Genomic DNA, 16,844 nt, shown 5'->3' on the forward strand with positions numbered 1-16,844 from the left:
CAGAGATGTAGACGACTCGCCAAAGCTCTGCAACTCTCGCACCGCACACTGCAAATTCCTATCTCCCATGGTTCAGAAAGTTCATGTCGAGGGACGAGGACATATGAGAAGGCACAACTGGAGATGGCGGACCCTGGCCGCCTTGATCAGCACGGCCCTGCTGATGCTGGGCTGGCCCGCTCTGACCGCCGTGGCCGCCGGCGGACCGAGCGTCTCGGCGGGCAGGCCCGCCACGGCGAGCAGTACCAACGGCGCCTACACGGCCGGCAACGTCACGGACGGCAACCAGTCCTCGTACTGGGAGAGCGCCGGCAGCACCTTCCCGCAATGGGTGCAGACCGACCTCGGAGCCACCACCCGCGTCGACCAGGTGGTGCTCAAGCTCCCCGCCTCCTGGGAGAGCCGCAACCAGACCCTGTCCGTCCAGGGCAGCGCCGACGGCACCAGCTTCAGCACCCTGGTGAGCTCGGCGACGTACACCTTCGGCCAGGGCGCCGGAAACGTGGTCACCATCGGCTTCCCGGCCACCCAGGCCCGGTACGTGCGGATCGACGTCACCGCCAACACCGGCTGGCAGGCCGCCCAGCTCTCCGAGCTGGAGGTCCGCGCCCCCGGTGACTCCGGGACCAACCTGGCCCTCGGCAAGACCTTCACCGCGAGCAGCAACACCCAGGTCTACGTGCCGGGCAACGCCGGCGACGGCAACACCGCCAGCTACTGGGAGAGCGTCAACAACGCCATGCCCCAGTGGCTCCAGGCCGACCTGGGCTCCTCCGTCCGCGTGGACCGCGTGGTCCTCAAGCTGCCCGAGAACTGGGGCCCCCGCACCCAGACCCTCAAGATCCAGGGCAGCGCCAACGGGACGGAATACACCGACCTGACGGCGTCCAAGGCCTACGAGTTCAACGCCGCCGCCGCCAACGCGGTGACCGTCACCTTCGACGCCACCACTACCCGCTACGTGCGGGTGTGGATATCGGCCAACTCCGTACAGCCCGGCGGGCAGCTCTCCGAGCTGGAGATCTACGGCCCGACGACCGGCGACACCCAGGCCCCGGCCGCCCCGACGGCGCTCGCCTACACCGAGCCCGCGACCGGACAGATCAAGCTCACCTGGAACGCCGCCACCGACAACACGGGCGTCACCGGCTACGACGTCTACGCCAACAACCAGCTGCGCACCAGCGTCGCGGGCAACGTCACCACCTACACGGACACCCAGCCCGCCTCGGCGAGCGTGACCTACCACGTCCGGGCCAAGGACGCGGCCGGCAACCAGTCGGCCAACAGCAACAGCGTCACCCGAGCCGGCGACACCGGCGACACCCAGGCCCCGACCATCCCGGGCGCCCTGGCCTTCACCGAGCCGGCCTCCGGCCAGATCAAGCTGACCTGGCAGGCATCCACCGACAACGTCGGCGTCACCGGCTACGAGGTCTTCGCCAACAACCTGCTGCTCACCACGGTCGCGGGGAACGTGACCACCTACACGGACACGCAGCCGGCCACCGCCACCGTGAGCTACTTCGTCCGGGCCAAGGACGCGGCGGGCAACCGCTCCGGTGACAGCAACTCCGTGACCCGCAACGGCAGTGGCACAGGCGGCGGCTCCAACCTGGCCGTCGGCAAGCCCATCGAGGGCTCCTCCGTGATCCACACCTTCGTCGCGGAGAACGCCAACGACAACAGCACCTCCACCTACTGGGAAGGGGCGGGCGGCGCCTACCCGAGCACGCTGACCGTCAAGCTCGGGTCCAACGCCGACGTAGACCGCCTGGTCCTCAAGCTCAACCCGGACAGCAGCTGGGGCACCCGCACCCAGAACATCCAGGTCCTCGGCCGCGAGCAGAGCGCTTCGGGCGTCACCGGCCTGGTGGCCGCCAAGGACTACGTCTTCAACCCGGCCTCCGGCTCCAACACCGTCACCATCCCGGTGAACGCCCGGGTCGCGGACGTGCAGCTGCGCTTCACCTCCAACACCGGCTCCTCCAACGGCCAGATCGCCGAGTTCCAGGTCATGGGCGTCGCGGCGCCCAACCCGGACCTCCAGGTCACCGCGGTGAGCGCCAGCCCGGCCACCCCGGTCGAGTCGGACTCCGTCACCCTGTCCGCCACCGTCAAGAACACCGGCCCGGCCCCGGCGGCGGCGACCTCCGTCTCCTTCCAGCTCGGCGGCTCCAAGGTCGCCTCCGCCAATGTGCCCGCGCTGGCCGCCGGCGCCACGGCCGACGTCACCGCCGGGATCGGCCCGCGCGACGCGGGCAGCTACCCGCTGAGCGCGGTCGTCGACGAGGCGAACACGGTCATCGAGCAGAACGAGACGAACAACAGCCTCACCGGCTCCCCGCTCGTGGTCCGCCCGGTCGACAGCTCGGACCTGGTGGCCTCGTCCGTCGGATGGTCGCCGAGCGCCCCGTCCGCCGGCCAGTCCGTGAACTTCTCCGTCAATGTCAAGAACCAGGGCACCGTGGCCGCCGCGGCGGGCACCCACAACGTCACCCTCACCCTGCAGGACGCGGGCGGCGCCACCATCCGCACCCTGACGGGATCCTTCAGCGGCGCGCTCGCGGCCGGTGCCTCCTCGGCCCCGATCGCCCTCGGCAACTGGACGGCGGCCAACGGCAAGTACACCGTCAAGGTGGTGCTGGCCGACGACGCCAACGAACTGCCGGTCAAGCGCGCCAACAACACCTCCACCAAGCCCTTCTTCGTCGGCCGCGGGGCGAACATGCCCTTCGACACCTACGAGGCGGAGGACGGAGTGGTCGGCGGCGGAGCCAACGTCGTCGGCCCCAACCGGACCGTCGGTGACATCGCCGGCGAGGCCTCGGGCCGCAAGGCCGTGAACCTGGACGCGACGGGTGAGTACGTCGAGTTCACCACCAGGGCCGCGACCAACACCCTGGTCACCCGCTTCTCCATCCCGGACGCCCCGGGCGGCGGCGGCATCGACTCCACCATCAACGTCTACGTCAACGGCGTCCTCAAGAAGGCCCTGCCGCTGACCTCGAAGTACGCCTGGCTCTACGGGGCCGAGGCCGGCCCGGGCAACGCGCCGAGCGCCGGAGCCCCGCGGCACATCTACGACGAGGCCAACATCCTCCTCGGCGAGACAGTCCCGCAGGGCAGCAAGATCCGCCTTCAGAAGGACGCGGCGAACACCACCACCTACGCGATCGACTTCGTGAGCCTGGAACAGGCCACGGTGATCCCCAACCCCGACGCGGCGACCTACACGGTGCCCGCCGGCTTCACCCACCAGGACGTGCAGAACGCCCTGGACAAAGTCCGCATGGACACCACGGGCAAGCTCGTGGGTGTCTATCTGCCGCCGGGCGACTACGCCACGGCGAGCAAGTTCCAGGTGTACGGCAAGGCCGTGCAGGTCGTCGGCGCCGGACCGTGGTTCACCCGCTTCCTCGCCCCGTCCACGCAGGACAACACCGACAACGGATGGCGCGCGGAGGGCACCGCGAAGGGATCGTCCTTCACGGGCTTCGCCTACTTCGGCAACTACACCTCGCGCATCGACGGTCCGGGCAAGGTCTTCGACTTCGCCAACGTGACCGACATGACCATCGACAACGTCTGGAACGAGCACCAGGTGTGCCTCTACTGGGGCGCCAACACCGACCGGATCACGATCAAGAACTCGCGGATCCGCGACACCTTCGCCGACGGCATCAACATGACCAACGGCAGCACGGACAACCTCGTGGCCAACATCGAGGCGCGTTCCACGGGTGACGACAGCTTCGCGCTGTTCTCCGCCATCGACGCGGGCGGCGCGGACATGAAGAACAACGTCTACGAGAACCTGAGCGCCATCCTCACCTGGCGCGCGGCCGGTGTCGCCGTCTACGGCGGCTTCAACAACACCTTCCGCAACATCTACATCGCGGACATCCTCGTCTACTCGGGCATCACCATCAGCTCGCTGGACTTCGGGTATCCGATGAACGGGTTCGGGACCGATCCGACGCTCTTCGAGAACATCTCGATCGTCCGGGCCGGAGGCCATTTCTGGGGGGCGCAGACCTTCCCCGGAATCTGGATCTTCTCGGCTTCCAAGGTGTTCCAGGGAATCCGCATCAACAACGTGGACATCGTCGATCCGACCTACAGCGGAATCATGTTCCAGACGCAGTACGTCGGCGGCCAGCCGGTCAATCCCATCAAGGACACCATTCTGAAGGACATCACCATCACGGGGGCGAAGAAGAGCGGTGACGCCTTCGACGCCAAGTCCGGTTTCGGTCTCTGGGCGAACGAGATGCCCGAAGCGGGACAGGGGCCGGCGGTGGGTGAGGTGACCATCCAGAACCTGAAGATGAGCGACAACGCCGTGGACGTACGGAACACGACCTCGACGTTCAAGATCAACCAGCTGCCCTAGCGGGCGGCCGGTACGGGGGAACGTGAGCGGCGGGGCATCCCTTCGGGGTGCCCCGCCGCTCGCCGTGCGGGGGATGGCCGGGGCCGGTGGGGCGCGGGGGGTTCCGCGCCGGTTTCCGATGGGCCAAACTGGCCGTAATCGAACTGCAAGGAACTTGCATTGTTTGCGCTACTCTTGCGCTCATGACGCGACGACTTGCTCAAGTGGCGAAGAAGGTGGGGGTCAGCGAGGCAACGGTCAGCCGGGTGCTCAACGGCAAGCCGGGCGTCTCGGAGGCGACCCGCCAGTCCGTGCTCACCGCCCTGGACGTCCTCGGCTACGAGCGCCCCACCCAGCTGCGCGGCGAACGCGCCCGGCTGGTCGGCCTGGTCCTGCCGGAACTCCAGAACCCGATCTTCCCGGCCTTCGCCGAGGTGATCGGCGGCGCGCTGGCCCAGCAGGGGCTGACCCCGGTGCTCTGCACGCAGACCACGGGCGGGGTCTCCGAGGCCGACTACGTCGAGCTCCTGCTCCAGCAGCAGGTGTCCGGCGTCGTCTTCGCCGGCGGGCTCTTCGCGCAGGCCGACGCCCCGCACGAGCACTACCGGCTGCTCCACGACCGCAAGGTCCCGGTGGTGCTCATCAACGCCTCGATAGAGGACCTCGGCTTCCCGTGCGTCTCCTGCGACGACGCCGTCGCGGTCGAACAGGCCTGGCGCCACTTGGCCTCCCTGGGCCACGAGCGCATCGGCCTGGTGCTGGGCCCGCCCGACCACATCCCCTCCCTGCGCAAGCTGGTGGCCGCCCAGGCGGTCGCCGCGGCGGCCGGCACCGAGCTGCCCGCCGCACACGTGGAGCGGGCGCTGTTCTCCCTGGAGGGCGGCCACGCGGCCACGTCGAGGCTGCTGGACCGCGGGGTGACCGGGATCATCTGTGCGAGCGACCCCCTGGCCCTGGGGGCCATCCGGGCGGCCCGCCGGCGCGGGCTGGACGTGCCCCGCGAGGTCTCCGTCGTCGGGTACGACGACTCGGCCTTCATGAACTGCACGGAACCCCCGCTGACCACCGTCCGGCAGCCCATCGAGGCCATGGGCAGGGCTGCCGTGGAGCTGCTCACCGCGCAGATCCAGGGGGCCGCCGTGCAGCCCGGAGAGCTGCTCTTCGAGCCGGAGCTCGTCGTGCGCGGCTCCACCGCGCAGGTCCCGCGCCCCCGTCCCGCGTAGCGCCCCACAGGGCTCCATCGAGTCCAAGCCCCGGCCGCAGGGCCCCGTGACGTCTCACTGACGTTCCGGGGCCCTGTTTTGCGTTCAAGGTCGGGGTAGTCCGGCGTCCTATTGCCAATCTCTTGCGAAATCTGCGCGAGATATTGCGTTCATCTGTCGGTGGTGGTTGAGTGTGCCGCGCTCGCCTCCTTACAGGCCCCACGCCTCCTGCTCGATGCTCGAAGGGGACCACCGATGAGAACCAACATCCGCCGCACCACCGCGATCGCCCTCGTCTCGGCGCTCGCCGTCACCGCCCTTGCGGCCTGCGGCACGAGCAGCAACGGAGACGACCCCAAGGAGCAGCCGTCCGGCGATTCCTCGGACGTCTCCGCACCGCTCGACCCCAAGACCAAGGTCGCCATCTCCATGGACTGCATGCCGCCCGCCGCGAAGAAGGCGGAGCTCAAGCAGTGGAAGGAGGACGTGGCGGAGTTCAACAAGACCTACCCGAACGTCACGATCGAAGGCCGCTCCACCCCCGGCCAGTGCCTGGAGCCCCCGCGGTTCACCGCGATGCTGAAGGCCAAGTCGCAGCCGGACGTCTTCTACGCCTACTTCACGGACCTCAAGCAGGTCCTCGACAACGACGGCGCCGAGGACATCTCCGCGTACGTCACGGCCAAGACGGTTCCGGGCATCGACGACATCGACAAGAACGTCGTCAACACCCTGAAGCAGGACGGCAAGCTTTACGGCCTGCCCACCAGCAACTACACGATGGGCCTGCTGATCAACCGCAAGCTCTTCCAGCAGGCGGGCCTCAACCCCGACCAGCCCCCGCGCACCTGGGACGAGGTCCGGGCGGCCGCCAAGAAGATCGCGGCGCTCGGCAACGGCACCGCAGGCTACGGCGAGTACAGCGTCGAGAACACCGGCGGCTGGCACTTCACGGCCGCGATGTACGGCCTGGGCGGCGACGTCGTCGGAGCCGACGGCAAGGCCGCCTTCAACAACGCGACCGGCAAGCAGGTCGTGGACAACCTCCACGCCATGCGCTGGGAGGACGACAGCATGGGCAAGACCCAGCTGCTCAAGTGGGGTGACCTGCAGAAGCAGATGGCCTCGGACAAGCTCGGCATGTTCCTCGCCGCGCCCGACGACATCACGTACATGGTCCAGCAGCTCGCCGGCAAGTACGAGAACTTCGGCATGGGCCCCATCCCCGGCGGCGCCGCGACGCTGGCCGGCGGCAACGGCTACATGATCAAGAAGGGCAGCTCGCCGGACAAGATCAAGGCGGCCATCGCCTGGCTGAACTTCAAGACGCTCTCGGTCGGCAAGGGGCAGTTCCAGTACGACCGTTCCAAGACCGACGGTCTGCCGGTCGGGCTTCCTCAGCCCGCCTTCTTCACCGGTGCCAGCAAGGCCAAGGACGATGAGCTGAAGGCCGCCAGCGCCACCATGCCGGTCGTCAACTTCAAGTCCTTCCTGGACAACCCGGTGGCCGGCAAGGCCGAGCCGGCGAAGGCCCAGGAGGTCTACAAGGTCCTCGACAAGGTGATGTCGGGGGTCCTGACCAACAAGGACGCCGACACGACGCAGCTCCTCGCGGAGGCCGAGAAGGCCGTCAACCAGGTGCTGGCCAACCAGTAGGGGCACCGGCCGGGGGAGGTCCGGGCTGCCTCCCCGGCCCGGACCCGCCCGCAGGCCCCGTACCCGCAAATCGACGGCGACGACCCACCAAGGAGCGAGCGGCGATGTCGGCTCCCACCCTGTCCGGTACCTCTCGTGAGGACTTCCTCCGGGCGTTCAAGCGGAACCTCTCGGCGCACGGCTTTCTGATCGGCGCCGTCCTCTGCTTCTCCTTCTTCTCCTGGTACCCGATGGTCCGGGAGTTCCTGCTGGCCTTCCAGAAGACCGAGGGCGGAGCCGTCCACTGGGTCGGCTGGGACAATTTCCGCTACGTCTTCAACGACCCGGCGTTCTGGCAGGCCTGGCGCAACACCCTCCTCTTCAGCGGGCTCGCGCTGGTACTCGGCTTCGCCGTCCCGTTCGTGGTCTCGATCGTGCTCAACGAATTCCGGCACGCGCAGGGTTACTTGCGCCTGTTGGTCTACCTCCCGGTGATGATGCCGCCGGTGGCCTCGATCCTGCTCTTCAAGTACTTCTACGACCCCGGTTACGGGGTCTTCAACAGGATTCTGGAATTCCTGCACCTCCCGGCGCGAGACTGGCTGCAATCCACCGATACCGCGATGCTCTCCGTCGTCATCGCTTCCACGTGGATGAACATGGGCGGCGCGACCCTGATCTACCTGGCAGCCCTCCAGGGCATCCCCGGGGAGCTCTACGAAGCGGCGGAGCTCGACGGAGCCGGGGTGCTGCGCAAGATCTGGTACGTCACGATCCCGCAGACCAAGCTCATCCTCTCGCTGATGCTGCTCATGCAGATCATCGCGACGATGCAGGTGTTCGTCGAGCCGTTCATGCTCACGGGCGGCGCCGGCCCCGAAGGGTCGACGACCACCGTCGTCGTCCTCATCTACCAGTACGCGTTCAGTTTCAACCAGTACGGCGGCGCCGCGGCCCTGGGCCTGTGCCTGCTCGTCCTGCTCGCAGGCTTCTCCGCCGTGTACGTCCGGCTGAGCCGCGACAACGAGAACTGACGGGAGCACCCTCACATGTCAGAGCGCACGCTCATATCGCCGGCCCAACTCGGCCGTCCCCGGGGCAAGGCCGTCTACTGGACCGTCCTGGCCCTGGTGGTCATCGGCTTCACGGTCGTCTTCCTCGGGCCCCTCTACTGGATGGTCGTCAACGGCCTCAAGAGCACGGCGGAGTTCACCCAGGTGCCGCCGACCGTGGTGCCGGACTCCCTGCACCCCGGCAACTATTCGGCGGCCTGGGAGGTCATGGACCTCGCCAAGCTGCTGTTCAACACCCTCTACTACGCCTTCGGCGCCCTGGCCTTCCAGCTCGTCCTCGACGTGGCCGCCGCCTACTCGCTGTCCAAGCTCCGGCCGGTCTTCGGCAAGGCCGTCCTCGGCATGATGCTGGCCACGCTGATGATCCCGGCCACCGTCCTCGTCGTACCGCAGTACCTCACGGTCCTGGACATGCCGCTCATCGAGCGGAACCTGCTCAACACGCCCTGGGTGATCTGGCTGCCCTCGGTCACGAACGCCTTCAACATCTTCCTTCTGAAACGATTCTTCGACTCCATCCCGGGCGAGATCCTCGACGCCGCCTCCATCGACGGAGCCTCCGCCCTGCGCACCCTGCGCTCCGTGGTCCTGCCGATGTCCCGGCCCATCCTGGGCGTCGTTTCGATCTTCGCCGTCGTCGGGGTCTGGAAAGACTTCCTCTGGCCGATGCTCACCCTCCCCGACCCGGCCCTGCAGACGCTCAACGTCGGCATCTACTCACTCGCCAGGGGAGTGCCCGAGAACCATCTCGTCGCCGCGCTCGCGATGGCCTCGGCGCCCACGCTCATCATCTTCCTGATCTTCCAGCGCAACATCATGAGCGGCCTGACGGCAGGTTCCCTCAAGGGGTGAGCGCCACCCCGCACAGCCGCCGTGCCCGGTCGCCCCCCATGAAAAGACCGCTGTGAAAAGAACGCCGTGAAAGGACCCCTCCGTGGCTGACTTTCCCCTGCCCGAAAACGCCGCCGACTGGTGGCGCTCGGCCGCCATCTACCAGGTGTACGTACGGAGCTTCGCCGACGGCGACGGGGACGGCACCGGTGACCTGGTGGGCGTCCGGGCCCGCCTCCCCTACCTCGCCGAACTGGGCGTCGACGCCCTGTGGTTCACCCCCTGGTACCTCTCCCCGCTCGCCGACGGCGGCTACGACGTCGCCGACTACCGCACCATCGACCCCGCCTTCGGCACCCTCGCCGAAGCCGAGAAGCTCATCGCCGAAGCCCGCGAGCTGGGCATCCGCACCATTGTCGACATCGTCCCGAACCACGTGTCCGACCAGCACGCCTGGTTCAAGGCCGCCCTCGCCGCCGGCCCCGGCAGTCCCGAGCGGGAGCTCTTCCACTTCCGCCCCGGCCGCGGCGAGAACGGCGAACTGCCGCCGGGGGACTGGCCCTCGCAGTTCAACGGCGCGGCCACCTGGACGCAGGTACCGGACGGGGAGTGGTACCTGCACCTCTTCACCCCCGAGCAGCCCGACCTCAACTGGGACCACCCCGCCGTCCGCCGGGAACACGAGGAAGTCCTGCGGTTCTGGTTCGAGCGGGGAGTGTCCGGCGTACGGATCGACTCCGCGGCCCTCCTCGCCAAGGACCCGGCCCTGCCCGACCTGGCCGGCCGTTCGGCTGAGCCGTGGCCGCCCGGGCCCGGTGAGATCCACCCCTACATCGACCGCGACGACCTGCACACCATCTACCGCTCGTGGCGGGCCATCGCCGACGAGTACGGGGCCATCTTCGTCGGCGAGGTCTGGCTGCCGGACTCCGAGCGCTTCGCCCGCTACCTGCGCCCCGACGAGCTGCACACCGCCTTCAACTTCTCCTTCCTCAGCTGCCCGTGGGACGCCGGCCGGCTGCGCACCTCCATCGAGGAGACCCTCGCCGAACACGCCCCCGTCGGAGCCCCGGCGACCTGGGTGCTGTGCAACCACGACGTAACCCGTACGGTCACCCGCTACGGGCGCGCCGACACCGGATTCGACTTCGCCACCAAGGCCTTCGGGACCCCGGCCGACCTGGTGCTCGGCACCCGGCGGGCCCGCGCCGCCGCCCTGCTGACCCTCGCCCTGCCCGGCGCCGTCTACGTGTACCAGGGCGAGGAACTGGGGCTTCCGGAGGCCGACATCCCGCTCGGCCGGATCCAGGACCCCATGCACTTCCGGTCCGGCGGCACCGACCCCGGACGGGACGGGTGCAGGGTCCCGCTGCCGTGGACCGCCGAGCCCTGGAACGAGCCCTGGCTGCCCCAGCCGGCGACCTGGCCGCAGTACGCCGCGGACCGGCAGGACGGGGACCCGGCCTCGATGCTCACCCTCTACCGGACGGCCCTGGGCCTGCGCCGCGCCGCGGCCGGCTTCGGCGGCGGATCGCTTCAGTGGCTGCCCGCTCCGCCCGGTGTGCTCGCCTTCAGCCGCCCCGACGGGCTGGTCTGCGTGGCCAACCTGTCCCCGGAGCCGGTCCCGCTGCCGGCCCACACGAGCCTCCTGCTGAGCAGCTCCGCCCTGGATGCGGAGGGGCTGCTCGGGCAGGACACGGCGGTCTGGCTGCGGACCTGACGCCGCGGCCGGACCGCCCGAACCACCTGTTCCCCGCGTCGGCCGCCCGGCCTTCGAGCACCCGGGAACACCCCGCCCGTCACGGCAACGGCTGTGGCGGGCGGGGCCCGTGGTACTGCCCGCTCGGTCGCATCCGCAGCGGGCGCTCCTCGTACTCCTCCAGGGCGTGCGCGATCCACCCGGCCGTACGGGCCACCGCGAAGACGGTCTCCCCGGCCTCCGGGGCCATCCCGCAGGAGACCGTCAGCACCGCGAGCGCCAGGTCCACGTTGGGGTACAGGCCGCCGCCGTGCCGGGCCATCACCCCGGCCACCTCGCGCGCCGCGCCCAGCGCCGGACCGGCCTGCGCCAGCGGCTCCAGCCGAGCGAACAGCGCCGTCGCCCGCGGGTCCTCGGCCGCGTACAGCCGGTGCCCGAGCCCGGGTACGCGGCGCCCGGCCCGCAGGTACTCCGCCACCACCGGGGCGGCGCCGCCGCGCTCCAGCACCTCCGTGAGCATCCGGTGCGCGAGCCGCCCGGCCGCGCCGTGCAGGGGGCCTTCCAGCGCGCCGAGCCCGGCCGAGACCACCGCGTACGGATGCGCGCGCGCCGACGCGGCCACCCGTACGGCCAGGGTCGAGGCGGCCAGATCGTGGTCGGTCAGCAGGGCCAGGGCCAGGTCGAGCACAGCCAGTGCGTCCGGATCGGGGTCCAGGGCGGAGAGCCGGGGCCACAGCTGCCGGGAGAGGCGGCCGTCCCCGCCCCACTGCGCCGGGCCCACCTCGGGCAGGGCGCCGACCAGGGTGGGGATCAGGGAGCGCGCGGAGCCCAGTACGGACGGCGCGGACAGGTCGAAGCGCAGCGGGTCCGCGACCGCCGCGGCGGCGACGGCCACCCGCAGCCGGTCGATGGGACCGCTGTGCTCGGGCAGCGCGGCGACGGCCCGCCGGGCCGCGGCGAGGGACTCCGGGGGAGCGGTGAACCGGGCCCCGCGCACCAGGGTCCCCGTCCAGAGCCACTCGGCGACCTCCTCGTAGCGGTACCGCGAGGCCAGCTCCACGGCGTCCACACCGCGGAAGTAGTAGCGGTCGGCCTCGATGAGGGTGAGCGCGGTGCGTACGGAGAGCTCCCCGGCGGAGGCGGCGGAACCGGAGGGCCCGGCCGCCTCGCGCCGGCTGCGCCGGGCCAGGGCCTCCACCTCGCGGGCGTCGAAACTGCTGCCGCGTCCGACCGGGTCGCGGCGGCTCGTGAGCTGGCCGCGGCTGACGTACGCGTACACGGTCGCGGGTTTCACCCCCAGCAGCCGGGCCGCTTCCTGGGTGGCGATCCTTCGTTCACCGGGCTCGTCGTTCATGACGCTCATGACGCACACCCTACATATATTGATCGGATCAATATTGACAGTGATTGAGTCCATCGTGGATGGTCGATCCATGAACACCACCGTCGTACCCGCCGAAAGCCCCCGCGGACTCGCGGGAGTCGTGGTCACCGAGACCCGGCTCGGTGACGTCCGAGGCCGTGAGGGCTTCTACCACTACCGCCAGTACTCGGCCGTCGAGCTCGCCGGGAGCCGCACCTTCGAGGACGTGTGGCACCTGATGTTCCGCGGGACCCTGCCGGCCGACGCCGCCGAACGGGCCGCCTTCGCCGCCGAGATCGCCCCGCTGCGCCGGCTCCCCGCCGAAGTCCGGGACGCCCTGCCCGCCCTGGCCCGCGCCACCGCCCTGTCCGGCCCGCTCTCCGGACTGCGCACGGCGCTCTCGCTGCTCGGCGCCAGCGCCGGCTTCCGCCCGCTCTACGACCTGACCCCCGAACGCCGGGCCGCCGACGCGCTGGCCGCCTGCGCCGCCGTACCGACCCTGCTCACCGCCCTGTACCGGCTCGGCCAGGGGCTGGAACCGGTGGAGCCGCGGGACGACCTCCCCCACGCCGCCAACTACCTCTACATGCTGACCGGCCGGGAACCCGAGCGGGTCAGGGCCCGCGCGGTGGAGCGGTACCTGATCTCCACGATCGACCACGGCTTCAACGCCTCCACCTTCACCGCCCGCGTGATCGCCTCCACGGGCGCAGACGTCGCGGCCTGCCTCACCGGGGCGGTCGGCGCGCTCTCCGGCCCTCTGCACGGCGGCGCCCCCAGCCGGGCCCTGGACACCCTGGACGCCATCGGCACGGCCGACCGGATCGACCCGTGGATCCGCGAGCGGGTCCTGGCGGGCGACCGGATCATGGGCTTCGGACACCCCGTCTACCGCACCGAGGACCCCCGCTCGCGGATGCTGCGCGGGATCGCCCTGCAGTTCGGCGGCCCGCTCGTGGACTTCGCCGTGGAGGTCGAGCGGCACGTCGAGGAGATCCTCGCCGAGCTCAAGCCGGGCCGGGAACTGCACACCAACGTGGAGTTCTACGCGGGCGTGGTCATGGAGCTGTGCGGGCTGCCGCGCGAGATGTTCACGCCGACCTTCTGCGCGGCCCGCGTGGTCGGCTGGAGCGCGAACGTGCTGGAGCAGGCCGCCGACTCGAAGATCATCCGACCGGCCGCCCGCTACACCGGCCCGACCCCGCCACAGCCGGTCCCCGCCCTCGGCTGACGCCAGTGCTGTGACTGGGATGGTTTGCCGGGGCGCGACGCCCGGCACGGCACCTCGCCGCGTTGTCGGACCACGGAAGTACGTCCGGTACGAGCCGTGGTCCTCCGCCTTGCGATGCACCGCACCGGACGCCGCGCCCCGGCAAACCTTCCCGGCCAAAGCACTGGCTACGATCGACCGGGTGAACAGCATCCCCGTCATCGTCCTCGCCGGCTTCCTCGGATCCGGCAAGACGACCGTCCTCAACCACCTCCTCGGCAACCGGGGCGGCACCCGCATCGGGGTCGTCGTCAACGACTTCGGCTCCATCGAGGTCGACGCGATGTCGGTGGCCGGGCAGGTCGGCGACTCGATGGTCTCCCTCGGCGGCGGCTGCCTGTGCTGCGCGGTGGACGGCAGCGAGCTGGACGCGTACCTGGAGAAGCTCGCCGACCCCGTCCACCGCATCGACGTCATCGTCATCGAGGCGAGCGGGCTGGCGGAGCCCGAAGAGATGGTCCGGATGCTCGTCGCCAACGAGAATCCGGCCGTCCGCTACGGCGGCATGGTGCAGATCGTCGACGCGGCGGAATTCGACGCGACCCGGGCCAAGCACCCCGAGACCGACCGGCACCTGGCCGTCGCCGACCTGGTGGTGCTCAACAAAACCGACCGGATCGACGCCGCCGAACGCACCCGGATCGAGGGCGCGCTCGCCGCGCTCTGCGCACCGGGGATCCCGGTCGTCGGCGCGGACCACGGACGGATCGACCCGGAACTGCTCTTCGACCGCCGCCCGTGGACCGAGACGCGCGGCCAGCTCTCCTTCGAGGACCTGCTGGCGCACGCGCACGACCACGCCGACGGCCACGACGGCGATGGCGATGATCACTCCGGTCACGTCCACGCCGCCTACGCGAGCACGGAGTTCGTGTCCGAGCAGGCCCTCGGTCCGCGCCGGTTCATCGAGTTCCTCGACCGCCGCCCGGCCGGCCTCTACCGGATCAAGGGCTCGGTCCACTTCGGCGTCCCCGGCCACGAGGAGCGCTACGAGGTCCAAGCGGTCGGCCGCTTCCTCCGCTTCGCCCCGCACCCCTGGGGCCGGGGCGAACCGCGCCTGACGCAGCTCGTCCTGATCGGCTCGGGCACCGACGGCCCCGCCCTGCTCCGCGAGCTGGAGAGCTGCCGCGAACCGGAGCCGTGGCGAGCCGGACCGGAATCCATGTGGGGAGTCCTGCGCTACGTGGACCGCCCGGCGGCGCAGGAGCCCGAGCCCGGCCCGGAGCCCGAGCCGGACGCCGACCCCGAGGACTTCTGAGAGCAGCCGGCGGCGCTCAGGCGACCTCGATGCCGAAGTCGCCGAGGAGGGGTTCCAGGCCGCCCCGGTAGCCCTTGCCGCCGAGGACGAAGTCCCAGTCGCCGCCCGGACGGCGCCGGAAGGAGCCGAGGACCAGGGCGGTCTCCCCGGCGCGGCCGTCGGAGACCTCCAGCCGGCCCAGCTCCTCGCCGGCCGGCCCCAGCAGCCGGATCCGGGCGTCGGTGAAGCCGGCCAGATCGGCGTGCGGATTGACCTCGGGGTCGATCGCGGCGACGAGGACCAGCCGGTCGGCCCGCTGCGGCAACGCGTCGAAGACGACCAGCAGTGCCGCCTTGTCGGGCGCCGCGTGCGCGTGGGTCCGTACCGAACCGTCGGGGGTGTTCGGGTTGTTGAAAAAAACGAAGTGGTCCTCGCTCAGCACCCGGTTGCCTTCGCAGACCAGCGCGCACACGTCCAGCGCGACCGACCCCGCCCAGGACATGCCGAGCACGTTGTGATCCTCGGCGGGCTCCGGTTCGGCCGCCCGCTGGGCCGGTATCGAGGGCGCCGCGCCCGGGCCGAGACGGCCGCGCAGCCCGTGCTGGTGCAGCAGCTCCACGAGCGCGGCCCCGGGAACCAACTCCAGCGGCTTGCCGTTGGCGAAGGTGTACGAGGTGGGGCCGAAGGTCGCGGTGGTGACCAGCACCCCCTTGTTCGCGCCCTTGTCCTGCACCGTGCCGTAGAGATCCCGGACCGCCGTCGGTGACACGGTGTTGCGGTAGCGCTTGACCTGCACCACGATCCGCCCGCCCGTGATCGGGGACGGGTCGTTCGCCTCGATGTCCACGCCGCCGTCACCGGACCGCTGCGTGGTCACCGCCTCCATGCCCATCGCCCGGAACAGCTCCGCGACCAGGTTCTCGAAGGCGATCGGGTCCATCGCGAAGAGGTCCGGCTCGTCGTCCTCGTTCTCGTGCTGGTCGCGGCCCGCATGCCCGCCGTGGCTGACGACACCGCCGACCTCGCCGGGCCGGCGTTCCGGGCGGACGACGGCCGACTGGTCCGGCCGCGCGGACAACTGCCCGCCCAGCCCCTCCACCAGGCAGTCCACCGCGCTCACCAGCTCCAGCCGCAGCCCGGTGAAAGCGGACCGCGCCGCCGACACCGAGGCCAGTACGAGCTGCGCTTCCCGTCCCGTCACCGGATCGTGGGCGTCCACGAATCCGTTGACGACGACCGACTCCAGCACGCCGAACTCGTCGGCGGCGTACAGATCGCGCACCACCAGCAGCACGCACTGCGCCAGCAGGTCCCGGTAGACCGCCCGCCGCTGCGTGGCCGGGCGGGCCGTCTCCTTGTCCTGGTCCGTGCTCGGCACGTACCGCACCGACTTGGCCTCCGGCACCACCTCGTAGCCGGGCAGTTCCCAGTCCAATACGAGCTGGCGCCGTGCGGGGTCGTAGGCCGCCGACACCTGTCGCGGTAGGTTCTCCGGCCAGCCGGCCGAGGCGTACAGGGCCGCCGAGAAGTACTCCACCGCGGCCTCCGCGTCGCCCGCGCGCAGCGCCCCGGCCAGCTCGGTGAGCCCGCCGTTGTGCCCGCGGATCCCGGCGAGCTGCTCGGCCGCCCAGCGGTCGTACTGCTGCCGGTACGCCGCCAGCTGCTGCCTCCGCTGGGCCTCCGCGGCCTGAGCCTCTTGCCAGGCCTGGGTGTACCGGGCGTGCGCCTCCCGCTCCGCTTGCGCCCGCCGGTTCGAGCCCAGCGTCCAGCCGCTGCTCTGCTGCTGGAAGTGGTGCAGCTGCGGCAGCGGTACGGGGTGTGCCAGGGTCCCGGGATCGAAGGGTTCGAGCCGCTCGGGCCTGACGAGGTCGGCCAGCCGGAACGCCGGGGCCCGGCAGCCGGCGGCCAACAGCCCCTGCAGGGCCGCGACCTGGGCATCGAGCTGCTCGGTCGCCCGCCGGGCCTCGGCCTCGCGGTGCTGTTTGTGGGCGGCCTGCTGCTGGCGCTGACCCCGGGCCACGTCCCGTTCGTACGTCCGCTGCCGGCGTTCGGCCTCACGCTGCTGGATCAGCTGCGTCTGCTGCGTCCGGCGCTGGGCTTCCGCCCAGTCACTGATCAATCCGCCCGCCCGACGACTCATCAGTTCTGTGTCTCCCCGC

At 70.4% G+C, this 16,844-nt stretch carries 10 protein-coding genes; 8 read left to right on the forward strand and 2 right to left on the reverse strand.

Annotated features, from left to right (window positions below; translation table 11 throughout):
- The first annotated feature begins 103 nt into the window (after window positions 1–103).
- From OG247_RS31180 to OG247_RS31205, 6 genes are all read left to right on the forward strand, one after another.
- The gene (locus OG247_RS31180; RefSeq protein ID WP_327255296.1) at window positions 104–4,396 is read left to right on the forward strand and encodes a galactose-binding domain-containing protein; all 4,293 of its coding nucleotides are present in this window, start codon (window positions 104–106) and stop codon (window positions 4,394–4,396) included.
- Between the two features lie 182 nt (window positions 4,397–4,578).
- The gene (locus tag OG247_RS31185; RefSeq protein ID WP_243331733.1) at window positions 4,579–5,598 is read left to right on the forward strand and encodes a LacI family DNA-binding transcriptional regulator; all 1,020 of its coding nucleotides are present in this window, start codon (window positions 4,579–4,581) and stop codon (window positions 5,596–5,598) included.
- Window positions 5,599–5,832: 234 nt separating this feature from the next.
- Window positions 5,833–7,233, forward strand: a complete 1,401-nt coding sequence (locus OG247_RS31190) for an ABC transporter substrate-binding protein (protein ID WP_327255297.1) — start codon at window positions 5,833–5,835, stop codon at window positions 7,231–7,233.
- A gap of 104 nt (window positions 7,234–7,337) precedes the next feature.
- The gene (locus OG247_RS31195; protein ID WP_327255298.1) at window positions 7,338–8,246 is read left to right on the forward strand and encodes a carbohydrate ABC transporter permease; all 909 of its coding nucleotides are present in this window, start codon (window positions 7,338–7,340) and stop codon (window positions 8,244–8,246) included.
- Between the two features lie 15 nt (window positions 8,247–8,261).
- Complete coding sequence (locus tag OG247_RS31200; RefSeq protein WP_327255299.1) at window positions 8,262–9,137, forward strand: carbohydrate ABC transporter permease; 876 nt, start codon at window positions 8,262–8,264, stop codon at window positions 9,135–9,137.
- 82 nt (window positions 9,138–9,219) lie between these two features.
- Window positions 9,220–10,836, forward strand: coding sequence for a glycoside hydrolase family 13 protein (locus OG247_RS31205; protein ID WP_327255300.1), 1,617 nt, complete (start codon window positions 9,220–9,222; stop codon window positions 10,834–10,836).
- A gap of 79 nt (window positions 10,837–10,915) precedes the next feature.
- On the opposite strand, the gene OG247_RS31210 is transcribed toward OG247_RS31205, so the two are convergent.
- Window positions 10,916–12,169, reverse strand: a complete 1,254-nt coding sequence (locus tag OG247_RS31210) for a citrate synthase (RefSeq protein ID WP_327257706.1) — start codon at window positions 12,167–12,169, stop codon at window positions 10,916–10,918.
- Window positions 12,170–12,248: 79 nt separating this feature from the next.
- Here OG247_RS31210 and OG247_RS31215 point away from each other — a divergent pair, with 79 nt between their 5' ends.
- On the forward strand, window positions 12,249–13,409 hold the full coding sequence (locus OG247_RS31215) for a citrate synthase (RefSeq protein ID WP_327255301.1): 1,161 nt from the start codon (window positions 12,249–12,251) through the stop codon (window positions 13,407–13,409).
- A 181-nt stretch (window positions 13,410–13,590) separates the two neighbouring features.
- Window positions 13,591–14,706 carry a CobW family GTP-binding protein gene (locus OG247_RS31220; RefSeq protein WP_327255302.1) on the forward strand — a complete coding sequence of 372 codons (1,116 nt, stop codon included), beginning with the start codon at window positions 13,591–13,593 and terminating at the stop codon, window positions 14,704–14,706.
- A 16-nt stretch (window positions 14,707–14,722) separates the two neighbouring features.
- Here the strand turns inward: OG247_RS31220 and OG247_RS31225 are convergent, their stop codons facing one another.
- Window positions 14,723–16,825, reverse strand: coding sequence for a restriction endonuclease (locus OG247_RS31225; protein ID WP_327255303.1), 2,103 nt, complete (start codon window positions 16,823–16,825; stop codon window positions 14,723–14,725).
- Between the last annotated feature and the right edge of the window lie 19 nt (window positions 16,826–16,844).

Source organism: Streptomyces sp. NBC_01244 (assembly GCF_035987325.1).
Classification (GTDB): domain Bacteria; phylum Actinomycetota; class Actinomycetes; order Streptomycetales; family Streptomycetaceae; genus Streptomyces.

Excerpts from the sequence above, each read along its gene's own strand:
- OG247_RS31225 (WP_327255303.1), bottom strand. The coding sequence starts at position 16,825 with ATGAGTCGTCGGGCGGGCGGATTGATCAGTGACTGGGCGGAAGCCCAG.
- OG247_RS31210 (WP_327257706.1), bottom strand. The coding sequence starts at position 12,169 with ATGAACGACGAGCCCGGTGAACGAAGGATCGCCACCCAGGAAGCGGCC.
- OG247_RS31215 (WP_327255301.1), top strand. The coding sequence starts at position 12,249 with ATGAACACCACCGTCGTACCCGCCGAAAGCCCCCGCGGACTCGCGGGA.
- OG247_RS31200 (WP_327255299.1), top strand. The coding sequence starts at position 8,262 with ATGTCAGAGCGCACGCTCATATCGCCGGCCCAACTCGGCCGTCCCCGG.
- OG247_RS31185 (WP_243331733.1), top strand. The coding sequence starts at position 4,579 with ATGACGCGACGACTTGCTCAAGTGGCGAAGAAGGTGGGGGTCAGCGAG.
- OG247_RS31180 (WP_327255296.1), top strand. The coding sequence starts at position 104 with ATGAGAAGGCACAACTGGAGATGGCGGACCCTGGCCGCCTTGATCAGC.
- OG247_RS31190 (WP_327255297.1), top strand. The coding sequence starts at position 5,833 with ATGAGAACCAACATCCGCCGCACCACCGCGATCGCCCTCGTCTCGGCG.
- OG247_RS31195 (WP_327255298.1), top strand. The coding sequence starts at position 7,338 with ATGTCGGCTCCCACCCTGTCCGGTACCTCTCGTGAGGACTTCCTCCGG.